30 protein-coding genes and 2 tRNA genes are annotated in these 25147 nt (G+C 67.5%); 2 read left to right on the top strand and 30 right to left on the bottom strand.

The annotated features are described in order from the left end of the window. Positions 1 to 86: 86 nt before the first annotated feature. The 13 genes from VF167_11855 to VF167_11795 all read right to left on the bottom strand — a co-directional run bounded on the left by VF167_11855 (position 87) and on the right by VF167_11795 (position 11093). On the bottom strand, positions 87 to 929 hold the full coding sequence (locus tag VF167_11855; protein HEX6926105.1) for a purine-nucleoside phosphorylase: 843 nt from the start codon (positions 927 to 929) through the stop codon (positions 87 to 89). Beyond that, positions 926 to 1513: a DivIVA domain-containing protein gene (locus VF167_11850; GenBank protein ID HEX6926104.1), complete on the bottom strand. Its 588-nt coding sequence runs from the start codon at positions 1511 to 1513 to the stop codon at positions 926 to 928. Before VF167_11850 ends, VF167_11855 begins: the two co-directional genes overlap by 4 nt. Beyond that, entirely contained in the window at positions 1510 to 2208 is a 699-nt protein-coding gene (locus VF167_11845; GenBank protein HEX6926103.1) for a YggS family pyridoxal phosphate-dependent enzyme, read from the bottom strand. Before VF167_11845 ends, VF167_11850 begins: the two co-directional genes overlap by 4 nt. A 145-nt stretch (positions 2209 to 2353) precedes the next feature. Then, positions 2354 to 2803 carry a biopolymer transporter ExbD gene (locus VF167_11840; GenBank protein ID HEX6926102.1) on the bottom strand — a complete coding sequence of 150 codons (450 nt, stop codon included), beginning with the start codon at positions 2801 to 2803 and terminating at the stop codon, positions 2354 to 2356. Between the two features lie 6 nt (positions 2804 to 2809). Next, complete coding sequence (locus VF167_11835) at positions 2810 to 3235, bottom strand: biopolymer transporter ExbD (protein HEX6926101.1); 426 nt, start codon at positions 3233 to 3235, stop codon at positions 2810 to 2812. Positions 3236 to 3246: 11 nt separating this feature from the next. Next, positions 3247 to 4029, bottom strand: a complete 783-nt coding sequence (locus VF167_11830; GenBank protein HEX6926100.1) for a MotA/TolQ/ExbB proton channel family protein — start codon at positions 4027 to 4029, stop codon at positions 3247 to 3249. A gap of 24 nt (positions 4030 to 4053) precedes the next feature. Then, a complete protein-coding gene (gene cdaA / locus VF167_11825) occupies positions 4054 to 4845 on the bottom strand; it encodes a diadenylate cyclase CdaA (GenBank protein ID HEX6926099.1) in 792 nt (263 codons plus the stop codon). Next, positions 4842 to 5729: a dihydropteroate synthase gene (gene folP / locus VF167_11820; protein ID HEX6926098.1), complete on the bottom strand. Its 888-nt coding sequence runs from the start codon at positions 5727 to 5729 to the stop codon at positions 4842 to 4844. The genes cdaA and folP overlap by 4 nt, the downstream gene beginning before the upstream one ends. Beyond that, a complete protein-coding gene (gene ftsH / locus VF167_11815; protein HEX6926097.1) occupies positions 5729 to 7732 on the bottom strand; it encodes an ATP-dependent zinc metalloprotease FtsH in 2004 nt (667 codons plus the stop codon). Before ftsH ends, folP begins: the two co-directional genes overlap by 1 nt. 57 nt (positions 7733 to 7789) lie before the next feature. Continuing rightward, positions 7790 to 8344 carry a hypoxanthine phosphoribosyltransferase gene (gene hpt, locus VF167_11810; GenBank protein ID HEX6926096.1) on the bottom strand — a complete coding sequence of 185 codons (555 nt, stop codon included), beginning with the start codon at positions 8342 to 8344 and terminating at the stop codon, positions 7790 to 7792. Then, positions 8337 to 9704, bottom strand: coding sequence for a tRNA lysidine(34) synthetase TilS (gene tilS, locus VF167_11805; GenBank protein HEX6926095.1), 1368 nt, complete (start codon positions 9702 to 9704; stop codon positions 8337 to 8339). The genes hpt and tilS overlap by 8 nt, the downstream gene beginning before the upstream one ends. Positions 9705 to 9775: 71 nt before the next feature. Continuing rightward, entirely contained in the window at positions 9776 to 10177 is a 402-nt protein-coding gene (locus VF167_11800) for a BON domain-containing protein (GenBank protein ID HEX6926094.1), read from the bottom strand. Further along, complete coding sequence (locus tag VF167_11795) at positions 10161 to 11093, bottom strand: glycerophosphodiester phosphodiesterase (protein ID HEX6926093.1); 933 nt, start codon at positions 11091 to 11093, stop codon at positions 10161 to 10163. The genes VF167_11800 and VF167_11795 overlap by 17 nt, the downstream gene beginning before the upstream one ends. A gap of 224 nt (positions 11094 to 11317) precedes the next feature. Between VF167_11795 and VF167_11790 the strand changes: the two genes are divergently transcribed. Together VF167_11790 and VF167_11785 are read left to right on the top strand one after the other, a co-directional pair. Beyond that, the gene (locus VF167_11790; protein HEX6926092.1) at positions 11318 to 11641 is read left to right on the top strand and encodes a hypothetical protein; all 324 of its coding nucleotides are present in this window, start codon (positions 11318 to 11320) and stop codon (positions 11639 to 11641) included. Between the two features lie 216 nt (positions 11642 to 11857). After that, a complete protein-coding gene (locus tag VF167_11785; GenBank protein HEX6926091.1) occupies positions 11858 to 12097 on the top strand; it encodes an SWIM zinc finger family protein in 240 nt (79 codons plus the stop codon). Between the two features lie 134 nt (positions 12098 to 12231). On the opposite strand, the gene VF167_11780 is transcribed toward VF167_11785, so the two are convergent. From VF167_11780 to VF167_11700, 17 genes are all read right to left on the bottom strand, one after another. Continuing rightward, positions 12232 to 12305, bottom strand: a tRNA-Met gene (locus VF167_11780). Between the two features lie 39 nt (positions 12306 to 12344). Beyond that, positions 12345 to 12418, bottom strand: a tRNA-Met gene (locus VF167_11775). Positions 12419 to 12453: 35 nt separating this feature from the next. After that, positions 12454 to 12786: a septum formation initiator family protein gene (locus VF167_11770; GenBank protein HEX6926090.1), complete on the bottom strand. Its 333-nt coding sequence runs from the start codon at positions 12784 to 12786 to the stop codon at positions 12454 to 12456. Continuing rightward, on the bottom strand, positions 12777 to 14054 hold the full coding sequence (eno, locus tag VF167_11765) for a phosphopyruvate hydratase (GenBank protein HEX6926089.1): 1278 nt from the start codon (positions 14052 to 14054) through the stop codon (positions 12777 to 12779). The genes VF167_11770 and eno overlap by 10 nt, the downstream gene beginning before the upstream one ends. Before the next feature lie 118 nt (positions 14055 to 14172). Continuing rightward, a complete protein-coding gene (locus VF167_11760; protein HEX6926088.1) occupies positions 14173 to 15711 on the bottom strand; it encodes an NAD(P)H-hydrate dehydratase in 1539 nt (512 codons plus the stop codon). A gap of 99 nt (positions 15712 to 15810) precedes the next feature. Beyond that, complete coding sequence (locus VF167_11755) at positions 15811 to 16005, bottom strand: hypothetical protein (GenBank protein HEX6926087.1); 195 nt, start codon at positions 16003 to 16005, stop codon at positions 15811 to 15813. A 118-nt stretch (positions 16006 to 16123) separates the two neighbouring features. Further along, entirely contained in the window at positions 16124 to 16516 is a 393-nt protein-coding gene (locus VF167_11750) for a Minf_1886 family protein (GenBank protein HEX6926086.1), read from the bottom strand. 186 nt (positions 16517 to 16702) lie between these two features. Continuing rightward, the gene (locus tag VF167_11745; protein ID HEX6926085.1) at positions 16703 to 17341 is read right to left on the bottom strand and encodes a YigZ family protein; all 639 of its coding nucleotides are present in this window, start codon (positions 17339 to 17341) and stop codon (positions 16703 to 16705) included. Positions 17342 to 17357: 16 nt separating this feature from the next. Beyond that, on the bottom strand, positions 17358 to 18695 hold the full coding sequence (locus tag VF167_11740; protein HEX6926084.1) for an inositol-3-phosphate synthase: 1338 nt from the start codon (positions 18693 to 18695) through the stop codon (positions 17358 to 17360). Continuing rightward, entirely contained in the window at positions 18692 to 19390 is a 699-nt protein-coding gene (locus VF167_11735) for a CDP-alcohol phosphatidyltransferase family protein (protein HEX6926083.1), read from the bottom strand. The genes VF167_11740 and VF167_11735 overlap by 4 nt, the downstream gene beginning before the upstream one ends. A gap of 13 nt (positions 19391 to 19403) precedes the next feature. After that, the gene (locus VF167_11730; GenBank protein HEX6926082.1) at positions 19404 to 19760 is read right to left on the bottom strand and encodes a YlbF family regulator; all 357 of its coding nucleotides are present in this window, start codon (positions 19758 to 19760) and stop codon (positions 19404 to 19406) included. 12 nt (positions 19761 to 19772) lie between these two features. After that, on the bottom strand, positions 19773 to 20654 hold the full coding sequence (gene prmC, locus VF167_11725) for a peptide chain release factor N(5)-glutamine methyltransferase (GenBank protein HEX6926081.1): 882 nt from the start codon (positions 20652 to 20654) through the stop codon (positions 19773 to 19775). Beyond that, positions 20651 to 21721, bottom strand: coding sequence for a peptide chain release factor 1 (prfA, locus tag VF167_11720; protein HEX6926080.1), 1071 nt, complete (start codon positions 21719 to 21721; stop codon positions 20651 to 20653). Before prfA ends, prmC begins: the two co-directional genes overlap by 4 nt. Positions 21722 to 21823: 102 nt before the next feature. Beyond that, positions 21824 to 22036: a 50S ribosomal protein L31 gene (rpmE, locus tag VF167_11715; protein ID HEX6926079.1), complete on the bottom strand. Its 213-nt coding sequence runs from the start codon at positions 22034 to 22036 to the stop codon at positions 21824 to 21826. A gap of 159 nt (positions 22037 to 22195) precedes the next feature. Next, positions 22196 to 23209, bottom strand: coding sequence for a Gfo/Idh/MocA family oxidoreductase (locus tag VF167_11710; GenBank protein ID HEX6926078.1), 1014 nt, complete (start codon positions 23207 to 23209; stop codon positions 22196 to 22198). Then, on the bottom strand, positions 23206 to 23904 hold the full coding sequence (locus VF167_11705) for a hypothetical protein (protein ID HEX6926077.1): 699 nt from the start codon (positions 23902 to 23904) through the stop codon (positions 23206 to 23208). The genes VF167_11710 and VF167_11705 overlap by 4 nt, the downstream gene beginning before the upstream one ends. Before the next feature lie 29 nt (positions 23905 to 23933). Then, positions 23934 to 25073: a SpoIID/LytB domain-containing protein gene (locus VF167_11700; protein ID HEX6926076.1), complete on the bottom strand. Its 1140-nt coding sequence runs from the start codon at positions 25071 to 25073 to the stop codon at positions 23934 to 23936. Positions 25074 to 25147 lie beyond the last annotated feature (74 nt).

Genomic DNA, 25147 nt, shown 5'->3' with positions numbered 1-25147 from the left:
CTAGCTGCTGGCTCCCAGGCTGCCAAAAGTGTCTCCGAGGCGTCGATTGGTATTCTCAAAGGGTCGGAAGGAAAGCATGCCAGCTTCTAGCTTCCAGCGTCCAGCTTCCTCAACACCCCCTTCACCAGCGCCGTCAACTTGGGCTCGGCGCTTCGCGCGGTCTCCAGGATCTCCTGGAGGCTGGTCGGCCGCAGCGCGTCGGGAAGGCACGCGTCCGTGATGATCGAAAGGCCGAGCACGCGGAGCCCCGCGTGCACGGCCGCGATCACCTCGGGCACGGTAGACATCCCCACCACGTCCGCACCGATCGTCCGAAGCATACGGTACTCCGCGGCCGTCTCCAGGTTCGGACCGGGCACCGCGACGTAGACGCCGCGCCGCAGCGGTATGCGCTCTTCCAGCGCGACCTCCTGCGCCAGACGCTGCAGCTCGGGATCGTAGGCCGCCGACATGTCCGGGAACCGTGGTCCCAACTCGTCCAGGTTGGGTCCGATCAGCGGGTTGTCGCCGAGCAGGTTGATATGGTCGGCGATCAACATCACGTCGCCGGGGGACCAGAGCGGATTCATCCCCCCGCTGGCGTTCGACACGATCAACGTGTGCACGCCCAACAGCGCCATCACCCGAACCGGGAAAACGACCTGCCAGGCCGCGTACCCCTCGTAGAGGTGCAGCCGCCCCTGCATCGCCACGACCCGCTGCCCCTCCAGCCTTCCCAGCAGCAGTCGGCCGGAATGCGACTCGACGGTCGACGGCACGAAGTGGGGGATCTCCGAGTAAGGGATGGCGACGTCGACCTCGATCTCCTCGGCCAGAGCGCCCAGCCCGGTCCCGAGGACGATGCCGACCTGCGGTGAGTCGGGGCTCCTTCCCTGCACCGCGGCAACGGCCTCCCGGAGCCGGCCAAGGTGCGTCGCGGCGTCGATCATGGCTGAGCCAGATCTTCCGCCCCTCCCCGGCTGATCTCGAGCTCCGGGTCATCGGCGGCGGGGGCCGGCTCCAGAACCGTCCGCGCTGCCTCGATGCCCTCCTCCCGCGGGCGCAGCCCGTCTTTCACCCGATCTTCCTCGGCCGCCACCTCCTCGATCTGCCGCTCCAGAAAAGCTCGATAGCTGCGCAGAAAGCGGGCGCGGGCCGCGTACACCCTTCGGGTCGCCTCGGCCGCCTCCTGCGCCGTCCGGCGAGCATCCGCGACGATCCGCTCCGCCTCCACCCGGGCTTCCCGGAGCACCGCCTCCGACTCACGCGCGCTCTGCGTGCGCAGCTCCTCGCGGAGCTGCTGCGCCGCGACCAGCGCCTCGTTCATCGCCCGCTCGCGCTCCCGGTATGCGCTCAACGATTCGGAAAGCTGAGCTACCCGCTCAGAGAGGGCGGTGTTGTCCCGGAGTAGCTCCTCCATGCGGTCGGCGACCACCTCGAGGAACTGGTCAACCGTGGCGGGCTCGTAGCCGCGCAGTGCACGGGCGAAGTCACCCTTCTTCTTGCGAACGTCCAGCGGGGTCAGGTCGATCATCTCTCGCGCGCTCCAAATAGGACCGTGCCGAGTCGCACGATCGTGCTACCCTCCTCCACGGCGATCTCGTAGTCGCCGCTCATCCCCATCGAGAGGTGGAGAGGTCGATAGCCGGGCACCTGCCGGGCCGCTTCCTCGCTCAACCTCCGGGTGCGCTCGAACACCGACCGCAGAACCGCTTCAGGCGCCTCGAAGGGGGCCATCGTCATCATTCCCTCCAGGCGGATCGCTTCCATCTCCGCGATTCTGCCGATGGCGTCGACCGCCTCCTCGCTATCGAACCCGCCCTTGGTCTGTTCGCCGGAAGTGTTCACCTGCACCAGCGCACGCACGACGCGGCCCTCTTCGCGGGCGATCCGACTCAACTCCTCCGCCAGTCGCAGCGAGTCCAGGGAGTGAAGGAGATCGAAGAGAGGCAGCGCGCGCCGTACCTTGTTCCGCTGCAGGTGACCGATGAGATGCCAACGGACGCGGGGATCGTCGACGCCCCGCACCTTCTCCTCCAGCTCCTGGACACGATTCTCCGCCAGGTCGAAAATCCCGGCTGCGAGGGCCGCCCGGGCGGCCTCGACGGGATGGGTCTTGGTAACCGCGACAATGGTCACCTCCACGCCCTCCCGCCCGGATCGCGCCAACGCCGCGCCGATGCGCTCGCGAACCTCCTCCAGCCGCACCGCTAAGTCCGCATAATTCATGGCCGGATTGTAGACCTCCCCCCTAACCGACGCAAGCAGACCGGGGCCCCGGAAGGGCCCCGGTCCGGGGTACCTGAAAAGACGGCACGCCCGCGCCTCGCCGCCGTTCCCGGGCTGTCGTGGCGTGGTCGGGGAGGTCGCCAGGTTACCGCCTTGCTGCCGCGAGGCGCTGCTCGAAGTTCGTTGCGAAATTCACCCGCAATGCCCCCGCTTCGCGCAGCTCCTCGGTGATCTGGTGAATCGTCCCGTACTGCACCGACCGATCGGAGCGAATCGAGACCACCAGCCGTCCCCCCGACGCTGTGACCAGAGGAGCGACGACGTCCGCGATCTGAGGGATCGGCACGGGGGCGTCGTTGATCCATACCGCGCCGTCCGGCTCCACCCACAAGTGCAGGATGTCCTTCCGCTTCTCGTCCACCTGTTGCGTGGCGGTCGCCTCGGCCCAGTCGATCTCCCGCGGCTCCTCCTTCCGGAAGACGGTGGTCACCATGAAGAAGATCAACAGCAGGAAAGCGATATCGGCCAGGGAACTATCCGGGATCTCGCTGGCAACCTTGGACTTGCGCTTGAAGCCACCGTGGGAGATCGCCATTGCCCCTCAGTCCATCAGCTGGATGGAGTAGCGCGTCGCGCCAGCAGATCGGATTCCGTCGAGGACGTTGATCATGTCCTGGTAGGCGGCCTCGGGCGACGTCTGAATGACCGCGACGACGTTCGGGTTCCGCACGAGCTCCTGCCGCATGATCGGCTCCACCTGGCGTGCCGTGGCGGGCTGCGTCGTGGAACTGCTCCCGCGCCTGATCTGCAGGGTGCCATCCGGTTGGATCAGGAAGAAGAGCATATTGCTCACCGGGATGTCCGTCGCCGCCTCCGGACCCGGATCCGGCAAAACCACCTGCAGCCCTATGTCCTCGTCGAAGACGGTGGTCGTCAGGAAGAAGATCAGCAGGAGGAAGGCAATATCGGCCATCGAGGCGGTTGGGATCCCCTCGGTAGCCTTCACTCTTCTGCGGATGAGGGCCATGCGAGTTCCTCTCACTCCCGCTCCTTCGGAGCGGCACTGCCGCGCGACTCCCGCTCGACTCCCCGCACACCCCGATCATCTCCCTCGAGGCGCCGCCCTGCTGGTTTCGCGGTCGGCATGGCGACACCGGCCGGAGCCCCCGCAACCGCGGCGGCTCCGCCGGTGCCCGTGAGGTCCCAGACGAGATTCAGCACCGCGGCGGTGGCCTCGTCCATCTCCACGATCAACCGATCGATCCGGGTCACGAAGTAGTTATACGCCGTGTTGACCGGGATGGCGATGATGAGCCCCGCGGCGGTTGTGATCAGGGCGATCTTGATGCCCGAGGCCACCAGACTCGCCTCCACCTGGCCGGCCGCTTCGATGGCCGCGAACGCTTCGATCATCCCCCAGACCGTACCGAGGAAGCCCAGAAGCGGCGCCACCGACGCCACGGTTGCCAGCAACACCATCCCCCGCTCGAGAAACCCGAGCTCCAGCTTACCGGCGGCGTCCATTCCCTGCTCGACTTCTTCCGCAGGGCGGCCGGCGCGTAGCGGGTTCAACCCGGCGACCAGGATGGCAGCCACCGGGCCCGGCGTTCGTTCGGCTTGCTCGAGCACCTCGTCGACCCGCCCGCTCGCGGCCTTCTGCTCCATCGCTGCGAGGAGCTTCCCGGACCCCCTCTGCGCGACCCAGAGGACGTAGACCTTGGCGATCATCACGCCGAGCCCGAGGAGCGAGGCGAGCAGCAGCGGATACATCATCCAGCCGCCGTCCTTGAAAAGCTGAATCAGGCCGTACGACGTTTCCAAGGATTGCTCCAGGTGGGAGGCGACTCAGGCCGGTGCCGCGATCATCTCCGCTCCGCCCGTGGAAAGCAACTCCATCAACCGCTCGCGACCCACCCCTCGCTCCAGTCGACCCCGCACCGCGACCGAGACCGAGCTGGTCTCCTCGGATACCACGATCACCAGGGCGTCGGTCTCCTCGGAGAGGCCGAGCGCGGCCCGATGGCGCGTCCCGATCGATCGGTCGGAGACCGGGAACTGGGTCAGCGGCAGGATGGCACCAGCCGCCACGATCGTATCACCGCGGATGATGACCGCCCCGTCGTGAAGCGGCGTGTAAGGGGTGAAGATCGTCGTCAGCAGCGGCGCAGACACCCGTGCGCGCAACGGGCTCCCCGTCTCCGCGAACTCGTCCAGGCTGATTTCCCGCTCGATGGCGATGATCGCACCGACCTTGGCACGGGACAGCTCCTCGACCGCCGCCGCGATCTCCTCCGCCACCTCGCTCTCCTCCACCGGATTCAGTATCCGCAAGCGAAGAATCCGATTCTGCCCCAGCAGCGCCAGAGCGTTGCGGAGCTCGGGCTGGAAGACGATCAGAGCGGCGATGGCGCCGAATTCGAACAGGTTTTCCAGCAGGTACTGGACCAGATCGAACTGGAGGATGCGCGCGAGGAAGTAGGTTCCGACGAGGAGGAGCACACCCAGCAGGATCTGAATCGCCCGGGTGCCGGCGATGAGGACCAGGAGCCGATAGAAGACGGCCGCGACAACCAGGATCTCGATCAGATCCTGCCAGCCCGGTGCGAGGAAGCCGAAGCGCTCGAACACGTCGGTCATGCTGGGTGGGAAGCAACGCGGATGGCCTCCGCCACGGTCAGCGCCTCTCGCGCGACCCGCACATCGTGCACCCGAAAGATGCGCGCTCCCTTGAGAAGCGCCACCACACAGGCGGCCGCCGTGCCTACCGCACGTTCGGCGGGCGCGACGCCACCCAGCAGCCGCCCGATGAACGTCTTACGCGAGACCCCGACCACGATCGGGCGGCGGAGGGCATGCAGGCGCTCCAGTTGCGCAAGGAGCTGGAGATTGTGCTCCTGGTTCTTGGCGAAGCCAATCCCGGGGTCGACCACCACCGCCTCCTCCCTGATCCCCGCGTCGCGGGCCGCTTGCAGTGCGCGCTCCAGCTCTTGGCACACCTCGCCGGCAACATCGTCGTAGTGCGGATCGCGCTGCATCGTCTCCGGCGTCCCGCGCATGTGCATCAGCACCAGACCGGCACGCGACTTCGCGACCACGCCGCCCATCGCCGGATCCCGCAGGGCGGAGACGTCGTTCACCACGTCCGCGCCGGCCTCGAGCGCCGCTCCCGCCACCTCCGCCTTGCGAGTATCCACCGACACCGGCACGCTGAGCTCGGCTTTCAGCAAAGAAATGACCGGCACGACCCGCGCGATCTCCTCGCGCGGATCTACCGGTCGTGCTCCGGGTCGGGTGGACTCGCCGCCCACGTCGATCATCCCGGCGCCCTCCTCCACCATCTCCCGCGCCCGTTGCAGGGCAACCTGTGGGTCGAGATGCTGCCCACCGTCGCTGAAGGAGTCGGGGGTCACGTTGAGAACCCCCATCAGCAGCGGCTGGGTCAGGGCGATCCGCTCACGACGAATCGCCCAGATCCCCTCCTCGGGGCTCGTCGTCGCGGATACCTCCCCGGCCGGCGGCATCAGATGTCGCGGTCGCTGCTTCCTTCCCGCGCGACCGAAGGAGAGAGATCCGAAAGCCCCGGACCGGTGCTCGGATCGCTCTTCGGAGCCGCAACGACGGGCCGCTCGGGAGCGGCGCTCGGACGATTCGTGCGCACCGGTGGCAGCGGCTTACCCTCCGCGAGCATCTCCACCTGCTCGCGGTCGAGCGACTCGCGCTCCAGGAGGGCCAGCGCGATACGCTCGAGCAGGTCGCGGTTCTCCTCGAGAATCTGTCGCGCCTGCTCGTACGCCTCGTGAAGGATGCGCTTCACTTCGGCGTCGACCTGCTGGGCGGTCTGCTCGCTGATCTGCCGGCGCTGGGCGATGTCCCGGCCAAGGAAGACCTCGGTCTCGGAGTCGCCGATTGCCATCGGCCCGATCACCTCGCTCATGCCGAACTGGGTGACCATCCGCCGCGCCATCGCGGTCGCGCGCTCGATGTCGTTCCCTGCACCGGTGGTGACCTTCTCCGGGCCAAAGATCATCTCCTCCGCGACGCGGCCACCGAACAGCATCACCAGCCGCCCGAGCAGGTAATCGCGACTGTACGAGTGGCGGTCCTCCTCCGGCAACGAGGCGGTGATGCCGAGCGCCCGACCCCGCGGGATGATGGTGACCTTGTGGACCGGATCGAGCCCCGGAAGACGAAGCGCCACCACCGCGTGACCGGCCTCATGATAGGCGGTCAGCTTACGCTCGGCCTCGGAGAGTACCAGGCTCTTCCGCTCGGCGCCGAGCATCACCTTGTCTTTGGCCTCCTCGAGGTCCGCCATGTAAACCTTGTCCTTCCCCTTCCTGGCGGCGAGGAGGGCGGCCTCGTTGACGAGGTTTGCCAGGTCGGCGCCGCTCATGCCCGGGGTGCCGCGCGCGAGGAGACCCACGTCGACATCGTCGGCGGTGGGGATCTTTCGCAGGTGGACGCGCAGGATTCCCTCGCGGCCGCGCACGTCCGGCGAATCGACCACCACTTGCCGGTCGAAGCGACCCGGGCGCAGGAGCGCCGGGTCGAGCACGTCGGGGCGGTTGGTCGCGGCCAGCAGGATCACTCCGTCGTTGGCCTCGAAGCCATCCATCTCCACCAGGAGTTGGTTGAGCGTCTGCTCGCGCTCGTCGTGGCCGCCGCCCAGACCGGCTCCGCGGTGCCGACCCACCGCATCGATCTCATCGATAAAAATGATGCACGGCGCATGGGCCTTCCCCTGCTCGAAGAGGTCGCGCACACGGGAGGCGCCGACGCCCACGAACATCTCCACGAAGTCCGAACCCGACATGGAGAAGAACGGCCGTCCGGCCTCCCCTGCCACCGCCCGGCCGAGCAGGGTCTTGCCCGTACCGGGCGGGCCGACCAGCAGCGCTCCCTTGGGAATGCGACCGCCCAGGCGGGAGAACTTCTTGGGATCCTTCAGGAACTCGACGATCTCCTGCAGCTCGTACTTCGCCTCGTCCGCGCCAGCGACGTCGTCGAAGGTCACCTTGGGTGTGTCGCCGGAGAGGAGCTTCGCCTTGGACTTTCCGAACTGGAAAGCCTTGGCGCCACCGGCCTGCATCTGCCGAGCGATGAAGATCCAGAACCCGATGATGAGCAGCCACGGCAGGATGCCCAGGAAGATCGTCCACCAATCGCGGTCCGGCAGGCGCGCGTCCACGGTGACCCCGGCGGCGGCGAGCATCTCCACCAGCTGCTCTGAGTCGCGTACCGGCAGGATGGTGCGGAAATCGGTGATGTTGCCGCGAGCGCCCGCCACAGGGGAGCGCAACTCGCCCTCCACCACCGCACCGTCCACGAACACCACACGCTCGACGTTGCCCCGCTCCACCTCGCGGACCAGCTGCGAATAAGACAGCTGCTGACCCGGCTCCTGTGTGTCCATCAACTGGAACAGGACCATCGGGATCAGGAACAGAAGCACCCAGAGGGAGGCTATCTTGGAGAAGCGTCCCCAGCGGGAGTTCTTGGATCGATTGGTGTCGCGATCAGCCATATTACTTCTTTCGTGGAACGGCCGGGCGTTGGCGCGGGCGCAGCTCGCGTCTCGAGATCAGAGGCTCGCGATGAAGGGCAGGTTTCGGAAATCCTCCGAATGATCCAACCCGTAGCCGATCAGGAACTCGTTAGGGGCGTCAAAGCCGACCCAACGTGGCTCCAGCTCCAACCGGTCCGCCAGACGCTTGTGCAGCAGGGCCACCATTTCGAGCGAGCGCGGACCTCGCTCACGCAGGAGTGGAATCAATCGGTTGAGGGTGTTGCCGCTGTCGATGATGTCCTCCACCAGCAGGACGTGACGGTCCCGGAGGTCGGCTTCGGGGTCGTAGAGCAGCTTCACCTCGCCCGAGCTGGTGGTGCCCGAGCCGTAGCTGGAGGCGACGAGGAAGTCGACCTGCAACGGCCGAGCGATCGCGCGGACCAGGTCGCCGACGAAGATGAAGGAACCCTTCAACAGGCCGACCAGCAGGAGACCCTCGTCCGCTGGATAATGGGCCGTGATGTCGGCCCCCATCTCCTCTACCCGGCGCCGGATCTCGTCCTCGTCGTAGACGACACGGCGCAGCTCGCGCCCACCCGTGCGGGCGAGGACCTGCGCCGAATCAAGCATGCAACACCCGGACGATGAAGGGATCGTGCGGTACCCCACCGCCACCCGGCCGATCCGGCGGCAACCCCGCCACCCAGAGCACTTCGCCCGAGGCATCGACGAGCAGAGGCAGGCGTCTGCGTCGCGACCTCGGTACTCGCCGCTCGAGAAAGATCTTCTTCAGACTGCGTCTCCCGCTCTGGGTCCGCATCCGGTCTCCGTCTTCCCACCCCCGAACCCGCAACGGGAAGGCCAGAGACGTGACGTCGGCACGAAAGGTCCAGGAGTCCTCAGGAAAATCGCCCCGCTCGCTCCGCCCATACCGGATGCGGTAGTCCACCCCTCCGATCCGGATCGACGCTTCGCCAGCCGCATCTGCCGAGTCGATCTGAAAGCCCCGGTCCGCGGGCCCGGGCGGCCGCGTTGTGCTCAGACGGGCCCGATCGAACTCGATCTCGATCTGCAGGCGGTCGGAAAGTGGCATCACCCGGCCACTTTCGGCCCCGGTAATAAACTGAAGCGCCCTTCGGGTTCCCATCCTTCCAGGGACCACGCCGAAGCGGCGCAACAGGTTGCGAAGCACGCGAGAAGTAACGGCGGAATCATAGAGATGAAGACGATCTCTCGCAAGCAAAGGTGCGCCGTCTTCCCAGGTCACGAGATCAGCCTCGGCAGCCTTTGCCATACGCTCGAGCGCCGCCTCCGCCTCGGCCGCGATCTCCGCCAGCGAGACCAGATTTCGCCGCGCGCCCGGCGCCACGCTCCGCTCCAGCATCGGCAGGATCTGATGCCGGATGCGATTCCGCGCCGGATCGAGGCTGCGATTGGTCACGTCGGTGCGCCAGGCCAATCCACGCTCTTCAGCGTACGCCGCCAGCTCCTCGCGCCACACGCCGAGCAGGGGCCGAACCAGGTCGCCTGCGCGAGTCCTCATTCCCGCCAGGCCTCGCAGTCCCGTTCCCCGGGCGATGCGGAAGAGCACCGTCTCCGCCTGATCATCGGCGTGATGAGCGGTGAGGATCACCTCGGCCCCCGCCTTCTCCGCGCACTGCCGCAGAAACGCGTAGCGAGCATCGCGCGCCTCCTGCTCGGAGCGAGGTGGCTGCTCCAGCCGACTGCTATGGATAGGCACGCCCCAGGCCCTGCAGAGACCGCGAACCCAGCACGCATCGGCGGCGCTGTCGGGACGCATGGCGTGGTCGAGGTGGGCTGCCTCCAGTACGAGCTGTAGTCCGGCGAGGGGAAAGCGCAGCAGGTAAAGGAGGGTCACCGAGTCGCAGCCCCCCGAAAGCGCGACCAAACACCGTCGGGGCCGCGCGCCGAACCCCAGGCTGGCGAGCTGGCGCCGCACCCGAGCCTCAACCGGGTGTTCGCCTGTCATCTTCGTGGCGATGCGGTGGGGGGCGGAATCGGAGGGGATCGGAGCTGGAAACCGAGCAGGGTGGGGTCTGCCTACTCACGCACCTCGAGCTCCGAGTGCACGCCGACGACGCCATCGACATCCCAGGCATCGTCGTTCGCATAGCGGATCTCGTCGTAGCTGGGCAGCGTTCCACGCAGGGTTACGATTCCTTCCCGCACCTCCACGCTGATCGCGTCGGCGTCCACCCAGGTGTCGTAGAAGAGGGCGTCCTTCACCTCCCGCTCGATCTCGTCATCGGGGCGGCGGCGACGGCGCAGGCGCTCGTAATAGGGACCCAGACCATAGCGCTCCGGGCCATACATCCGCTGGGGATATCCGCCGGCGAAGCCCCATCCGTCCTCGTGAGGCGTCTGGAACCGCGGACGTCGCCGGCGATATCCGGTCTCCCACTCCTCGCCGGGGAAGCCCCCTCGATCATCGTAGCGACCCATGGCCTTCCTCTTCAATGCCCTGCACGTTCGCGTCGATGGCGCGCGGCCAATCGAGCAACAACCGTTCCAGGTAGCGCTCCCTCTCCTCCGCCGACGGACCGGGCGGAAGAGGCCGCCCGCAGGTGTGATGGAGAACGAGTGCCAGACGATCCGGCCGGTCGGTGACGATGCCGTCGACGCCCGCGCGGAGCAGCCAGCGCATCTCCTCCACCTCGTCGACCGTCCATACGTGAACGGGGAGGTTGAGGCGGTGCGCATCGCGGACGAAGCGTGGTGTCGGAATTACCCGGTTGCGATGGCGGAAGGGGAGCTGCAAGGCGTCCACCTCGGGCCGGTACAACGCCGCGAGCCCCAACCGGTGCAGGAGATAGAAAGCCCGCAGCTCCTGCTCGGACGCGCTGGTGGGCGCACCGTGGGCGCCGGCGGCCAGCCGCGCGGCTCGATCCTCAGCCGCCACCAGCACCCTTCCCTCCGCCCCCGCCGCGGCGATCACCTCCCGCGCTCGCGGCCCCGCCCGGGCATCCTTGATCTCGATGTTGACGCGAACCGTTGGGAAGGCCTCCAGGACCTCTGCAAGGGTGGGGATGCGAACGCCCCGATCGCGCCACGGGTGCGTCCGCCCGCCGTCCGGCGAGTAGCGGTACCCCGCGTCCAGCTCGCGCAGGGCGTCCAGGGTGTGAGCGGCGGCCGGCCCGCGGCCGTCCGTGGTGCGGTCGACATTGGCGTCGTGCAGGACGACGACCTCCCCGTCCCGCGTCGGCTGCACGTCGATCTCCAGCACGTCGCATCCCCACCAGCGCACCGCCTGCCGGAAGGCTTCCAGCGTGTTCTCGGGCGCGAGCGCGGCGCCGCCGCGATGCGCGATCAGGAGCGGCGCGCCCGCCAGGTACGGGGCGCCCGGGCGCGGACGGATCATCGATGGCGGGGAACGGTCCGAACCGGGGTGGAAGACGGATCGAGCACGGAGCCAGGATGTGAAGCGAGCATGCGGCAAGATGTCGGCGAGCGAGGGCGCCAGGCAAGCCAGGGCGCAGGCGCGGCCGATCGTCACCCTCCGCTGGTCCGCGCGCTGGTATCGGACCTGCGGACATCACCTGCTCCCACACGCCGGCGCCGGAGCATCAGCGAAAGGAGGGCATTATGACGCGACGCTTCGATGGCCGCGGCTTCGACGAGGAAGAGACCATGGAGCAGGACCCGCTCGGCGAGGACGCGTTCGACGAGGCAGGGTTCGACGATGCGGAGGACGGCGGTCCGCGCTTCGAATCCTCCGAAACCGAGGATCAGACCCCCGAGCGGCGGCCGGGACGCCTCCCCCAGAAGGTCGCCGGTGTCCCGCGCCCGGAGCAGCACCGGACCAACACGCCGAGCGCCGATCGCCCCGATTCTTCAAGGATCGTCGTGCGTGAGCGCGGTGGTCTCGCCAAGGGCGATCCGGCGGTCGGGGGGACCCGCCCGGACTGACGTCGACGCGCGGGCGAGGGGCCCTTGACAGTCCCTGTCGCCCGCGCTAAGCTCAGCTTGAGCACGAATCGCGTTCCCGGCCGGGGGAGTTGCAATGCTCGACCTGACGGAGACAGAGAAGATCCTTGTCTTTGAGGAACGCCGCTGTGCCGAGGCGCCCACGCAGCCAAAACTGCGTGGGCGTTCGTATTTTCACTCACTGAGGGGAGGTCGGACATGCTCGATTCCGGGATGATCAACAAGATCCAGAAGGCCAAGATCTATGCCGACCAGCCTGAACGGATCCACATCCGCGAGCTGCGGGTGGAGTTCGACGGCAACCACAGCCCCCATACAGTAGAGTTCCGCAACGACCACTGGCAGTGCGACTGCAGCTACTTCCGCGGCCACCACACCTGCAGCCACGTCATGGCCCTCGACCGCGTCCTCGGCGTCATGGCGCCGCATGAGGCCTGAAGGCCTAATTTTGAATTCTTAATTTTGAATTTTGAATTGCGATCTGGCGGCTCGAGCGCCCCAATTCAAATCCAAAATTCAAAATTTGAGTGAAAGAATTTGCCTCCGCCGGCGCATTGGCCGACGGAGGCAAATAGCTGGGGGGGGATTCGAACCCCCGACCTCACGATTATGAGTCGGGCGCTCTCACCAACTGAGCTACCCAGCCGCGAAGCAAACGGCCGGCCCGCCGGGCCGGCCGTCACTATAGCGGGGGCGGGATTCGAACCCGCGACCTTCGGGTTATGAGCCCGACGAGCTACCAGGCTGCTCCACCCCGCGACAGAGCCTGAAAGGTAACTCTTTAGGGCCGGATGTCAAGGCGCGGAGGCCGAATCCATGTCGACGAAGCGGTAGAGCAGCTCCCCGTCGCGGATCATCCCGAACTGCTCCCGGGCCACCGCCTCGATCGTCTCCGGGTCGTTCTCCAGGGCCTCCTCCACCACGCGGAGGGAGTCGACCTGCCGGCGCAACTCCGCCAACTCGACCTCCGCCGCCTGCAGGCGCATGCTCAGGGTGCGGAGGTCGAACAGGGAGTACTCACCGCCCCAGACGGCGTAGTACACGGCGATCGCCACCAGCGTCGCCGGAACGGCCCGGCGGGCAATGGCGCCGCCGGGCCCGGCAGGAGGGGAGCGTCTCACCGCCACAGGGCGGCACCTGGATAACGGGCCGCCTCGCCCAGGCTCTCCTCGATGCGGAGAAGCTGGTTGTACTTCGCCACCCGATCGGTCCGGCTGGCGCTGCCCGTCTTGATCTGCCCCACGCCAGTGGCCACGGCGAGATCGGCGATGAAGGTGTCCTCGGTCTCACCGGAGCGGTGCGAGATTACCGCGTTGTACCCCGCCTGGCCCGCCAGCTCGATCGCCTCCAGGGTCTCGGTGAGGGTACCGATCTGGTTCACTTTGATCAGGATCGCGTTCGCGACGCCCCGCTCGATCCCCTCGGACAGTCGGCTGCTGTTGGTGACGAAGAGATCATCGCCGACGAGCTGCGTGCTGTCGCCGATCGCGTCGGTGAGCGCCTTCCATCCGTCCCAGTCGTTCTCGTCCAGAGCGTCCTCGATCGAGCGGATCGGGTACCGCTTCACCCAGTCGGCGTAGAACTGGACCATCTCGCTGGCGGACCGCTTCTCGCCAGACGACTTGTGGAAGACGTAAGCGCCATCGCGGTGCAGCTCGGAGGCGGCGACGTCCAGCGCGAGCACCACGTCCTCGCCCGGACGGTACCCCGCCTTCTCGATCGCCTGCAGGATCACACCCAGGGCCTCCTCGTTGGTGGCTAGATCGGGCGCAAAGCCGCCCTCGTCCCCCACCGAAGTGCTCTTCTTCTGGGAGGAGAGCACCTTCTTCAGCGAGTGGAAGACCTCCACCCCCATCCGCAGCCCCTCGGAGAAGGTGTCGGCACCGATGGGCATGATCATGAACTCCTGGAAATCGACGTTGTTGGCCGCGTGGGCGCCGCCGTTCAGGATGTTCATCATCGGAACCGGTAGCATGGTCGCCATTGGACCGCCCAGGTACCGATAGAGCGGGAGGCCGGCGTCGCGCGCGGCCGCCCGGGCATTCGCAAGGGAAACCGCGAGGATCGCGTTGGCCCCCAGACGCCGCTTGTTGGGGGTGCCATCGAGCTCGATCATCGCCCGGTCGATGAGCACCTGGTCGTACGGGTTCATGCCGCGGATGGCCGGCCCGATCGACTCCTCCACGTTGGCGACGGCATCGAGCACACCCTTGCCGCCGTAGCGCTCGTCGTCACCGTCGCGGAGCTCGACCGCTTCGTGCTCACCCGTCGAAGCGCCGCTGGGCACAGCGGCCCGACCCATGATGCCGTTGCTGAGGATGACTTCGGCCTCAACGGTCGGGTTGCCCCGCGAGTCGAGGATTTCTCGAGCGTGTACGTCGGCGATCGTGATCATTCGGCTGCGTTCAAATGCGTTGATAGAAGAGCCCGACAAACTGGCGGAAGGTAGCGGGCGCCAGTGCGGAGGGTCAAGCGGCTCTCGACCGGCGTCAGGACTTCACCTTGCCCCACCCTCAAACAGCCTCCTCCAGCTCGAGCAGGATCTCCGGAAAGTCGAGGCCACCAACCTCGACCGACTGCCCCAGCACGTTCGGCAGCATCTCGGCCACGTCTCGGGGCAGGATGGGACGGCCCCTGCCAAGCCGGTCGGCCGCAGCGCCGGCGTAGTAGATCCCGAGCCCGGCGGCGTCCGCGGGCGGTAGTCCTCGCGCCATCAGCGCCCCGATCAGCCCGGCCAGAGTGTCCCCCATGCCACCGACCCCCACCCCTGAATGGCCTGTGATGTTGGCGAGGACCGGCGCGCCCGGCGCCGCGACGAGCGTGGGAGCGCCCTTCAGGAGCACCGTGCACCCGAAGCGGTCGCGCGCGGCCTCGACCGCGCCGAAGGCGTCAGCGGTGACCTCGTGAGTCTGAATCCCCAGCAGACGCCCCATCTCTCCGGGGTGCGGCGTGAGCAAGGTGCGGTCCCGCAGGCGCTCGGGAAGCAGGGTCTGGTCACTGGCGAGCAGGGTCAGCGCATCGGCGTCGAGCAGCACAGGGCACTCGGCGGCTTCCAGCATCCTGGCGAGGATCACGCGCGCGGCCTCGTCGGTCCCGATGCCCGGCCCCGCCACCAGGGCCGAGGCAGTCCGGGCGAGCTCCGCGACGTCGTCCACCTCGCGGTCGGAGAAGAGGGCTTCGGGAATTGCCGCGGCCACGGCGACCCGGATGCCCGCATGAGAGACGATCCGCACCGTACCCGCTCCCGTCCTGAGGGCCGCGTGACCGCACATGATGGGCGCGCCGCCGACGGCGTTGTGTCCGGCGAGAACGATCAGCCGGCCGGCCACGCCCTTGTGCGCGTCGGGCGGCAGCCGCTTCCAGCGGCTCGCGGCCCACTCCGCCGTGATCACGCCCGCGCCGACCGCCTCCGCCCGCAACGGCGGGAACCCCGTCTCGACCACGAAGATGCGGCCGGCGTGTACCCTTCCCGGGTGGAGCAGCAATCCCCTTTTCGGTGCGCCGAAAGTGATCGTGCACTCTGCGCGAACCGCTTCTCCCTCGACCGTCCCCCGCGTCAGGTCCACGCCCGTCGGCCCGTCCAGCGCAACCACCGGTCGACCCGCGGCATGCATGGCCCGGATGCACTCGGCCTGTGGGGGCCGGGGAGGGCCGCTGGCGCCGGTCCCGAGCAACCCGTCGACCACCACCGCGCAATCGCGGAACACGGAGACCGCATCCGCCTCCTTCGCCACGGGGATCTCCCACCCGTGCAGCAGCTCCGCGGGCAGGGCGTCCGCTCCGACGGGCACGGCGATCGCTTCCCTCCCCCAGGAGCGCAGCGAACGAAGCAAGACCACCGCGTCCCCGCCGTTGTTGCCCCGCCCCACCGCGGCACCCACCCTTCCTCGTGGGAAGAGGGCGTGGACAATCCGAGCCGCGGCCCGCCCCGCCGACTCCATCAACACCCGCTCGGGCACCCCGAGCTCCGTGATCGCCCGGTGATCCCACTCCTGCATCTGCCGGGCGGTCACGAGGGGGAGTGGCGGAGCGGGAGAGTTGTCTCGATTCATGTCACGTTCGTCGCGGAGTGCGGCGGTTCTCCACGCGACGGTGCCCACGTCGCAGAAGCGCCGTGGGCACCGTGTTCTCCTTCCCGGGCGGTTGCCCGCTTACTTGTAACTCTGCCCGATGGAACGGCCGAAACTGATCTCTCCGTTGTCGATGCGGATGTTGAAGCCGCATTCGGGGTTCTGACAAACCCAGGCTTTGAACGTGATCGGTGCCCCGTCCCGCCCGTAGTCAGAGAGGGGTAACATTTTCCCCTCACCGCATTTCTTGCATTCCGGGAACTCGAGTTCGGGCATCGTTCATCCCCTCCCTTCCACGTTGGCGATCGGCGGAGCGCCCCCGGGCACTTCCGCGTCTGAACAGATCGCGCAACCGCAAACCCCGTTCCAGGGACAAGATCAATCCTTTCCGGAGTCAGGAGATGAGCTTCCGCAGGCCGGGCCAGGGGTAGTCGCGCTCGAAGGCGAGATGGAAGTCGAAAACGGAGTCGAAATCGTCGAGCACATCCGTTTCCTGCTTGACCAGCACGCCGCATTCGACCAGGGCGAAGACGATGGCCCCCAGGTCGCGGGTGGAACGGATCCCCCAGTACTCCAGTACGGTCCGCGCCATCAAGCCCCAGCGCTCGATGGCCAGGTCGCGGCATCCCTCGGCCAGCTCGCGCCCGGTGATGTGCCGCGGCTCGTCGAGGCGCTCGATGCTGTAGTGGAGCGCCGAGAGAATAAACAGGTAAGCGGTTTCGTGATAGCAGGGATACCGCTGTTTGAGGCGGTCCATCACGGCTTCCGCCAGCAGGATCTCGCTCATTCCTTCCTCCTCCTGGCGCAAGCCGCCGGCCCGCGGCGCGTGCCAGCAGCGCCAGATCGGAAAAGTCGCTGTACGGGGAAGGGATGGCTCATCACACGCGTACCGCTGGCGCGGAAAGAATCGCCCGGCCGCCCGGCCGCCGGGCACGTCCTGCTCGGTCCAACCTAGAGGAGTGCCGGGCGAGCGTCAAGCCGAAGTCGACCCCTGGTCCGGGGCCGCGCGGTAGATGATCGTCTCACCGATCGGCTCGGCGGCGACCTCGCCCGAAGTTTGCTCGCGGAGCAGGTCGGCGAGCGCCGCCAGCGAGCCCTCGGGCGCTACCGCGCGCACCTCCGCGGCAGCCGCGGCCTCCGAGTAGCCGTGCTCGATCCCGGTCGCCCGAGCGAATTCCAGCGCCCGCATCACCGCGGCGGTGTGGCTGTAGGGGTAGCGGATGAGGATCCGTACGGCGGGAATGGCGTGCCGGCGCGGACAGGCGGCCAGTGCCGCCTGCGCGGCCTCGCCGTAGGCGCGTACGAGGCCGCCCACGCCCAGCTTGGTGCCGCCGAAGTAGCGCACGACCACCACCGCAGCGTCGACCACGCCTGCCGCGTCGATCGCGGCGAGGATCGGCCCGCCGGCGCTGCCGCTCGGCTCCCCGGCGTCGTTTGCGCGCCAGACGCCATTGCGGAGCCGCCAGGCCGAGCAGTGATGGGTTGCGTCGAAGTAGCGGCGTTGCAGCTCGCCCAGGAGCTCGCGTGCCGCTTCCTCGGAGTCCGCCGGCGCGGCGACCCCGAGGAAGCGGGAGCCGCGGACGCGGAGCTCGGCTTCGCCGCGCTCCGCCAGCGTGAGGAAGGACCCGTCAGTCGCTGCCCACCTCCGTCGGCGTGAGGTAGTACTCGAGGCCGAGGTGGGTGATCTGCTCCTCCCCCATCATCCAGCGCAGTGTGTTCTTCAGCTTGGTGTGCTGGATGAAGAGGTCGTGCTCCGGGTAGATCCCCTCCGCGTGCATCGGGCTCTTGAGGTAGAAGGAGAGCCACTCCTGGATCCCCGACATCCCCGCACGGGCGGCAAGATCGAGGAAGAGCGCCAGATCGAGGACGATGGGCGCGGCCAGGATGCTATCCCGGCAGAGGAAATCGACCTTGATCTGCATCGGGTAGTCGAGCCACCCGCGGATGTCGATGTTGTCCCACCCCTCCTTGGCGTCGCCGCGGGGCGGATAGTAGTTGATCCGCACCTTGTGGTAGACGTCGCCGTAGAGCTCCGGATAGAGCTGCGGTTGGAGGATGTATTCCAGCACGCTGAGCTTCGACTCCTCCTTGGTCTTGAACGATTCCGGATCGTCCAGGACCGCGCCGTCGCGGTTCCCCAGGATGTTGGTGGAGAACCAGCCGTCGACGCCCAGCATGCGTGCCTTCAAGCCAGGTGCGATGATGGTCTTCATCAGCGTCTGGCCGGTCTTGAAGTCCTTGCCCGCGATCGGCACGCCGTTCCGCTCGGCGAGCTCGATCATCGCCGGGAAATCCAGCGTGAGGTTGGGCGCTCCGTTCGCGAACGGCACGCCCTCGGAGAGGGCGGCGTAGGCGTACAGCATGCTCGGCGAGACCCCGGGGTCGTCGGCGTCGATCGCGGCCTCGAACGCCTCCAGCGATTGGTGAATCGCGCTGGGCTTGATGTAGATCTCCGTCGAGCCGCACCACACGACCACCAGGCGCTCGCAGTTGTTCTCCGAGCGGAAGCGTCGGATGTCAGCGCGCAGCGCCTCGACCCACTCGCGCTTCGAATCTCCCGGGATGACGTTGGTTCCCTGCAGTCGCTTCACGTACCGCTGATCGAATGCGGCGGGCATCGGCTCGATGCGCTTGAGCTGCTCGGCGATCGGCTCGATGTGGGTGTAGCGGTCGAGGACCCCGGCCTTGAGAGCTGACTCGTAGGCGTTGTCCGGGATCGGGTCCCAGGCGCCGAATACGATGTCCCGCAGAGGGGTGAGGGGGACGAAATCCCGGATCTTCGGCGTGCGCCCCTCCGAGCGCTTGCCCAGCCGGATCGTACCGTACTCGGCCAGGCTGCCGATCGGTCGCCCAAGACTGCGGCGGGCGAGCTCTACACCGGCGATGAACGTCGTCGAAACCGCGCCAAGGCCCGGAAGGAGGATACCCAGCTTTCCGGTCGCTGGCCGCGGGGTTGGTCTGTTCATGCTCTGCGTTTGCTCTGTGTTTTGGGAGACCGCTGCAGCCGCGGTCCGGCCACCGCCACTCGATCGCGGGTGACCTCCCGGCGCGTGTGCCGATAGACCCAGACTATGCGCTGGAACGCGGTGAAGTTCGTGAGGACCGCCATCAGCAGCAAGACCCCAGTCAGCACCGCACCATTCCATGCCCCGCCGAACAGCATGGCGGCGACGCCGATCAGCACGACCCGTTCCGGCCGCTGCATCAGGCCCACTTTGCAGTCGAGCCCGAGGGCCTCGGCGCGAGCGCGAGTGTACGAGACCATCAGGGAGCCGGCCAGCGCCAGGGCAACGGGATAGACCATCCAGGGGAGCGGGAAGTCCGGGTGCCCACCCCCGTAGAGCGACAGGATCCCCAGGAAGACGACGATCTCGGAGATGCGGTCCAGAGTGGAGTCGTAGAAGGAGCCGAAGACCGAGGAGAGGCCGCTACCGCGGGCCACCTGGCCGTCGAGGATGTCGAAGATCCCCCCGATAAGGACCAGGAAGCCACCGATCCGGACGTGTCCGAGGAAGAAGGCGACACCAGCGGAAATGGTCACGGCGAACCCGACGGTGGTCACCGCGTTGGGGTGAATCCCCCGGTCGATCAGACGCTGAGGGACCGGCCGAAGGAGGTTCAGGAACCCGTTCCGCAACCACCCGGGGATGAAGCTGGTCACGCAGCGCTCCGGATCAGGGAAGGATGATCCGACTCTGATCGCCGGCCTGGATCCCCTGCGCAATCTCTTCATTGATCCGCTCCATGAGCCGATCGAAGTTGGATTGCGCCGCTACGACCCCCTGGTACACCGTCATCTGCTGCAGCGTCTCGACGAGGTCCTCGTATTCCTTCTGCTGTTCCTCGTCGGGCTGCCGTCCTGACCGTAACAGGTTGGTGAGCTCGACCTCGAGCTCGGAGAGGCGATTGATGGTCGAAACCGCCTCGCGGTCGTCGGACAGCCGCTCGTTTGCGCGTTTCAGTGCCTTGTACTCATCGGTCTGCGCGATGAGCCGCCCGACCTCACGTGCGCGCTCTCTGATCTGATCCACAATCGACTCCTCTCATGTACGGGAGCCAGAACCACTGCCCCGGTGCGCCAGAACGACACGATCACGCCCGGCCAGGTCCGGCTTCACTTCCACTGCTTCGAACCCGGACGTGGCGCGGAGCAGGTCCTGCACCGCCTCTCCCTGCCCGGCCCCGATCTCCAGCGCCAACAGACCGCCCGGACTCAGATGGCGAGGCGCTTCCTCGACCAGCCGGCGGATCACCTCGAGCCCGTCCGGACCCGAGAAGAGCGCCTCGGGCGGCTCCCAATCCGCCACTTCCGGGTCAAGCGTCGGCCGCTCGAGCTCGCCCACGTAGGGCGGATTGGAAACGACGACGTCGAAGCGCTCGCCCGGGACCGGTTCGAAGAAGGGACCCTGACGGAACTCCACCCGGGCCCCCACCGCCACGCGGTTCTGCTCAGCGACCTCCAGCGCACCGGGCGAGACGTCGGTGGCCACCACGCGGCGGAACACCTGCTCCCCCTCGGTGGCCAGAGCCAGGGCGATTGCGCCAGACCCCGTACCGATGTCCAGCACGCTCAGACCGTGCCTGCCCGACCCCCACGTCAGGACGAGGTCCACCAGCACCTCGGTTTCCGGCCGGGGGATCAATACCCGCCGGTCAACGGCGAGGGTCAGGTTCCTGAAAGCGGCGTGCCCAGCAATGTACTGCAAGGGTTCGCGGCGCGCACGCCTGCGCAGCCGCTGCTTGAACTCCGCCAGCTCCTCCGGCAAAAGCGGTCGGTCGAACTGCAGGTACAGGTCGAGACGCTTCAAGCCCAGCGCGTCCGCCAGGAGCAGCTCCGCATCGAGACGCGGCTCGGGCAATCCTTTCTCCTGGAGATACTTCGAGGTCCAGCGGAGCAGAGAGAGAATCGTCCAGGCTGCCCTCACGCCGCTCTTTCCTCCTGCGAGGCGAGGCGCAGGCGCTCGATGATCTCGTCGAGGCCGCCGTCGAGCACCTGTTGCAGGGCGTGGGTGGTGTAGCCGATCCGGTGGTCGGTGACGCGGCTCTGGGGGAAGTTGTAGGTGCGGATCTTCGCCGAGCGATCACCCGTCCCCACCTGGAGGCGCCGATCGCGCGCGCGCTCCGCCTCCTGCTCGGCAATGCGAAGGTCGAGCAGTCGCGAGCGCAGCACCGCGAGCGCCTTCTCGCGGTTCTTATGCTGCGACTTTTCGTCCTGGCAGGTCACCACCAAGCCGGTCGGAAGGTGGGTGATGCGAACGGCCGAATCGGTGGTGTTCACCGACTGCCCGCCGGGCCCGGAAGAACGGTAGACATCGATCTTCAGGTCGCCCTCGTTGATCTCCACGTCCACCTCTTCGGCCTCGGGAAGCACCGCGACCGTGGCGGCAGAGGTGTGGATTCGCCCCTGGCTCTCGGTGACCGGGACCCGCTGCACCCGGTGCACGCCGGATTCGTAGCGCAGGTCGCCGTAGGCGTCTGGACCCCGCACCACGAAGATCACTTCCTTCACGCCACCCTGCGAACCCTCCGAGAGGCTGACGAGCTCCACCTTCCAGCCCCGCGACTCGGCGTAGCGGCTGTACATGCGGAAGAGGTCGCCGGCGAAGAGAGCCGCCTCGTCGCCTCCCGTTCCAGCCCGGACCTCGACCACGGCATCCCGATTGTCGAGCGGATCACGCGGGGCGAGCAGTCGCTTCAGCTGCTCCTCCAGGCGCGCCACTTCCGGCTTGAGCCGCTCCAGCTCCCCTCGGGCCAGCTCGGCGAGCTCGGCGTCCGCCCCTGCTTCCTGCAACAGAGCCCGCGCGTCGCGCTCCTCGTCTCTCGCCTGACGCCAGCGCCGGCCCGCCTCCACCACCTCCGCCAGCCGGGCGTGCTCGCGCGATACCTCCCTCAGTCGCGGCGGATCCGCGATGGTGGCCGGATCGGCGAGCAGGCTGGAGAGCTCCTCGTAGCGCTGTTCGAGTTCGCGTAGGCGATCTTCCATGGGAGACAGCTGTGACCAGCGGGTGCTGTGATGCGAATCCTCCGCGGTCTCCTCCCGCTCGGGGCGAGAGGCACCAAGAAAAATGAGCCGGGGGCTCGCCCCGGCTCGCGATCACTTCGAGGCGGTGCCGCCGCCGTAACGCTGCCGGAATCGCTCCACCCGGCCGGCGGTGTCCACCAGCTTCTGCTTCCCCGTGAAAAACGGATGACAGACGGAACAGATCTCGACGTGAATATCCGGCAGCGTCGAGCGGGTCTCGAAGGTATTCCCGCACGCGCAGTGCACCGTCGCCTTCTGATACGTGGGATGAATGTCCGGCTTCATTCCGAGCCTCCCGTTGCAGAGGTCCCGGACGGCACGCCGGGACAGACGAAGATTTCCGATCGAAGCTATTGAATATAGTGGAAAGGGCAGCGGGATGGAAGCGCCGACGGGCCTTGCGGAGAAGACCGCAAGCGAGTCGCTCCGACGGGCATCGGCTGGTCAGAACCTGACTTCTTCTCCCCGCTCCGCGGAGGTGTAAGCCGCCTCGATCAGGCGGAGCAGGACCTCCTGCTCCCTGGGAGCCGGCAGGGTCGCTTCGCCACGCACCGCCTCGGCGAAGCGGGTCAGCTCGTTGCGATAAGAGACTGTGAAGAGGTTCTCCCGTTCAGGAGGCGCATCGGGTGTGACGTCCACCACACCGCTATCGGTCTCGCGCAGTACCCTGAGCGGGGGGAGCGAACCCGAGCCCGAAGAAGCCTGCACGTTCAGGTAGAGCCGGTCGCGATCCGAAACCAGGTCCCAGGTGACCTCGAGGTTCACCACCACCCCACCCTGCAACTCGAGGACGACCATGGCGGTATGCTCCACTTCGCTGCCCTGCTCGCGGAGCATGTGCGCCACCAATCGCCGCGGTTGAGGGTAGTCGACCAGCCAGAGGCAGAGATCGAGCAGTTGAATCCCCAGGTCCATCAATGCCCCGCCACCCGCCCTGGCCCGGCGATGCCGCCAGGTCCTGCGGATCGGCCCAGCCCGCCGGTTCAGCCATCCCGCCCGCAGGTAGCCAACCGACCCGATCCGCCCGGCCGCGACCTCGTGGCGCAGGGTACTCGCGTCGGGGCGAAAACGCTGGTTCATCCCCACCATCAACCGTCCATCGGCGCCCGGGGTGGCCAGCACGCTGCGCGCTTCCTCGGCGGTGAGGGCAAGCGGCTTCTCACAGAAGACGAACTTCCCGGCGCTGAGCGCCGCTCGGACCTGCTCCCCGTGCAGGTTGCTGGGGGTGGCGATGATCACCGCCTGCACGTCATCGTCCTCCCAGACTGCTTCCACGGAGTCGAAGACCCGCGGGACGTCCAGACGCTCGGCGAGGGTGAGCGCTTTCTGCCGGTCGGCGTCAAAGAGACCGGTCAGGGTTACCCCGGGCATGCGAGAGAGGATGGGAAGATGGGCCACCTGAGCGATGGCCCCGGTGCCCACCACGGCGATCCGGATCCCCGCGGGCGGAAGCGTCACCGCGCACCTCTTCGCGCGATCGCCGCGGGCGGTGGCGGGAAGTTCCAGACACCCCCCACGAGTAGGGTCCCGTACTGCACGTCACTGGTCAACGCCAGCCGTGCCTCCGCCGAGAACTGCACCACGAAGCCCAGGTCGAGCATCACCCCACCCAGCAGATTGATGCCCGGCGCCACGGTATCGAGCAGGTCCTCGACGAAGGTGCCGTCGATCGCCTCGCCCCCCCCATTCAGCAGATGAAGACCGACGCCGGCGCCCGCATAGGGTACGAGCACCGTGGGGACGTCGGGCACCACGTGAGCGTCGAGGCTCAGCTCGAGGTCGCTCCGACGAACCTCTCCGAGATCCAGGGAGCCGGGGCAGCTACCGGGGGCGCGCCGCGAGCAGATCTCGATGAATTGAGTGGCGAGGCGGTCGACTTCTTCGTCGCGTAGCTCCGACGTCCAGTAGCGGATCGCGGGAACGATGCGAACGTGCGGGCCCGCGAAGCCCATGTCGCCGCGCAGCCCGTAGGAAACGGTGGGCTCGATGTTCCACGGAAGCACGTAGCCCACCTCCGCGCCGATGCCCCGAAACCGCAGGTTCTCGTAGTCGTAGTCCTCCAGTCTCTGAGCCGCCGCCCGGAGAGGTACCAGCAGCAGAAGCAGACCGATCAGACCCCGTCCCATCACACGCCCCCGTATCTTCGTTTTCATGGTCTTCGGGTAAGCTCCGGGTGCGGGCCTCAGTACAGGTCCAGCAACTCTACCCCGGAGTAGTAAGCTTGAAGAATGGTGCGGTAATCCTGCCCCGCCTCCGCGCGTCCCATCGCTCCCACCTGGCACATTCCGATGCCGTGCCCCCAGCCACCTCCCGTCGCGATCACTTCGACCGGGTTGCCGCTGCCGTCGCGGACGATCTCCACATCGAAGCGCGAGCTGTTGAGAATCGCGCCTTCCGGGGTTCGGAAGATCCAGCGGATGCGGTCACCACCCACGTAGAAATCGCCGGTGGTCGTGGTGATGCGCATCCGGCGAATGCGGTCGGACTCGGTCCGCTCCAGGATGCGGATATCGCGCAGCTCGCCCACCCCGCTCACGCCGGCAGGTACCGAGTCCGCCAGGGTTTGCGCGAGGATCCGGTTGAGCTCGGCGGCGCTCCAGCGCTGCGTCCAGCGGAAGCGGCTCGAAAAGTGGTCGTATGCCTGCCCGGTGCGGGGATCGACGTCGCGCACCGCTCGCAAGTACGGGACCGGATCGGCGTCCCAGACCTCGTCGATCGCGGCGGTATGCCCGCCGCAGGTGGAGTGGTAGTACGCCTCGATAGGCTGGCCTCCGTACACCAGGATCTCGCCCTCTGTCTCTCGCACGGCGCGGGACACCAGGTCGTACTCGTCCGACATCCCTCCGTAGACCTGATCCTCGACGGAGGCGAACACATCGAATCCCAGCGATTCGCGACGCCCGAGGTAGCGGACGGCGTACGTCCGCGCAGCGACCGCCTGTGCCTTGGCGGCTTCGAAGCGCTCCGGACCCACGCGACCGATCTCCCGCGGCACCACGCCCAGGAGGTAGGCCTCGAGGTCGACCCGGTTGACGACCGCCAATCGACCCGGACCGTCCGCTCGCAGGAGGAGCTCACCGCGGTACGGTCGTCCGTTGACGGATACGGCGCCACCGTCCGCAGCTCGGGCAATCAGCATCCCTTCCGGAGCCGCCACCGGCTCGCCTCCCACCCGGAGCCGCCCCACACCATCCGCGCTCACGGTAACCGAGCCGCCCGCCTGAACGCGTCGCAGCCTGCCCCCCGACGGCGTCGACAACTCCACTCCCCGCGTTCCGCCGATCTCCGCCGCGGATGTATCCACCAGCAGTCCCACCCGCACCGTCGGCTCGGCCCGCGGGAGGGCGCGGCCAGCTTCCGGCGCGGGAGCAAGGGGAGGCTCACGCCGCACGCAGG

This window comes from Longimicrobiaceae bacterium (genome assembly GCA_036375715.1).
Lineage (GTDB): Bacteria > Gemmatimonadota > Gemmatimonadetes > Longimicrobiales > Longimicrobiaceae > DASVBS01.
The sequence above is the reverse complement of the archived record's forward strand: the minus strand, read 5'-3'. Positions and strand labels throughout refer to the sequence as shown.

What these genes read in the sequence shown, in the direction of transcription:
- VF167_11855 (HEX6926105.1), bottom strand. Translation starts at nt 929, where the DNA reads ATGATCGACGCCGCGACGCACCTTGGCCGGCTCCGGGAGGCCGTTGCC.
- VF167_11850 (HEX6926104.1), bottom strand. Translation starts at nt 1,513, where the DNA reads ATGATCGACCTGACCCCGCTGGACGTTCGCAAGAAGAAGGGTGACTTC.
- VF167_11845 (HEX6926103.1), bottom strand. Translation starts at nt 2,208, where the DNA reads ATGAATTATGCGGACTTAGCGGTGCGGCTGGAGGAGGTTCGCGAGCGC.
- VF167_11840 (HEX6926102.1), bottom strand. Translation starts at nt 2,803, where the DNA reads ATGGCGATCTCCCACGGTGGCTTCAAGCGCAAGTCCAAGGTTGCCAGC.
- VF167_11835 (HEX6926101.1), bottom strand. Translation starts at nt 3,235, where the DNA reads ATGGCCCTCATCCGCAGAAGAGTGAAGGCTACCGAGGGGATCCCAACC.
- cdaA (HEX6926099.1), bottom strand. Translation starts at nt 4,845, where the DNA reads ATGACCGACGTGTTCGAGCGCTTCGGCTTCCTCGCACCGGGCTGGCAG.
- folP (HEX6926098.1), bottom strand. Translation starts at nt 5,729, where the DNA reads ATGCCGCCGGCCGGGGAGGTATCCGCGACGACGAGCCCCGAGGAGGGG.
- ftsH (HEX6926097.1), bottom strand. Translation starts at nt 7,732, where the DNA reads ATGGCTGATCGCGACACCAATCGATCCAAGAACTCCCGCTGGGGACGC.
- hpt (HEX6926096.1), bottom strand. Translation starts at nt 8,344, where the DNA reads ATGCTTGATTCGGCGCAGGTCCTCGCCCGCACGGGTGGGCGCGAGCTG.
- tilS (HEX6926095.1), bottom strand. Translation starts at nt 9,704, where the DNA reads ATGACAGGCGAACACCCGGTTGAGGCTCGGGTGCGGCGCCAGCTCGCC.
- VF167_11800 (HEX6926094.1), bottom strand. Translation starts at nt 10,177, where the DNA reads ATGGGTCGCTACGATGATCGAGGGGGCTTCCCCGGCGAGGAGTGGGAG.
- VF167_11795 (HEX6926093.1), bottom strand. Translation starts at nt 11,093, where the DNA reads ATGATCCGTCCGCGCCCGGGCGCCCCGTACCTGGCGGGCGCGCCGCTC.
- VF167_11790 (HEX6926092.1), top strand. Translation starts at nt 11,318, where the DNA reads ATGACGCGACGCTTCGATGGCCGCGGCTTCGACGAGGAAGAGACCATG.
- VF167_11785 (HEX6926091.1), top strand. Translation starts at nt 11,858, where the DNA reads ATGCTCGATTCCGGGATGATCAACAAGATCCAGAAGGCCAAGATCTAT.
- eno (HEX6926089.1), bottom strand. Translation starts at nt 14,054, where the DNA reads ATGATCACGATCGCCGACGTACACGCTCGAGAAATCCTCGACTCGCGG.
- VF167_11760 (HEX6926088.1), bottom strand. Translation starts at nt 15,711, where the DNA reads ATGAATCGAGACAACTCTCCCGCTCCGCCACTCCCCCTCGTGACCGCC.
- VF167_11755 (HEX6926087.1), bottom strand. Translation starts at nt 16,005, where the DNA reads ATGCCCGAACTCGAGTTCCCGGAATGCAAGAAATGCGGTGAGGGGAAA.
- VF167_11750 (HEX6926086.1), bottom strand. Translation starts at nt 16,516, where the DNA reads ATGAGCGAGATCCTGCTGGCGGAAGCCGTGATGGACCGCCTCAAACAG.
- VF167_11740 (HEX6926084.1), bottom strand. Translation starts at nt 18,695, where the DNA reads ATGAACAGACCAACCCCGCGGCCAGCGACCGGAAAGCTGGGTATCCTC.
- rpmE (HEX6926079.1), bottom strand. Translation starts at nt 22,036, where the DNA reads ATGAAGCCGGACATTCATCCCACGTATCAGAAGGCGACGGTGCACTGC.
- VF167_11705 (HEX6926077.1), bottom strand. Translation starts at nt 23,904, where the DNA reads ATGAAAACGAAGATACGGGGGCGTGTGATGGGACGGGGTCTGATCGGT.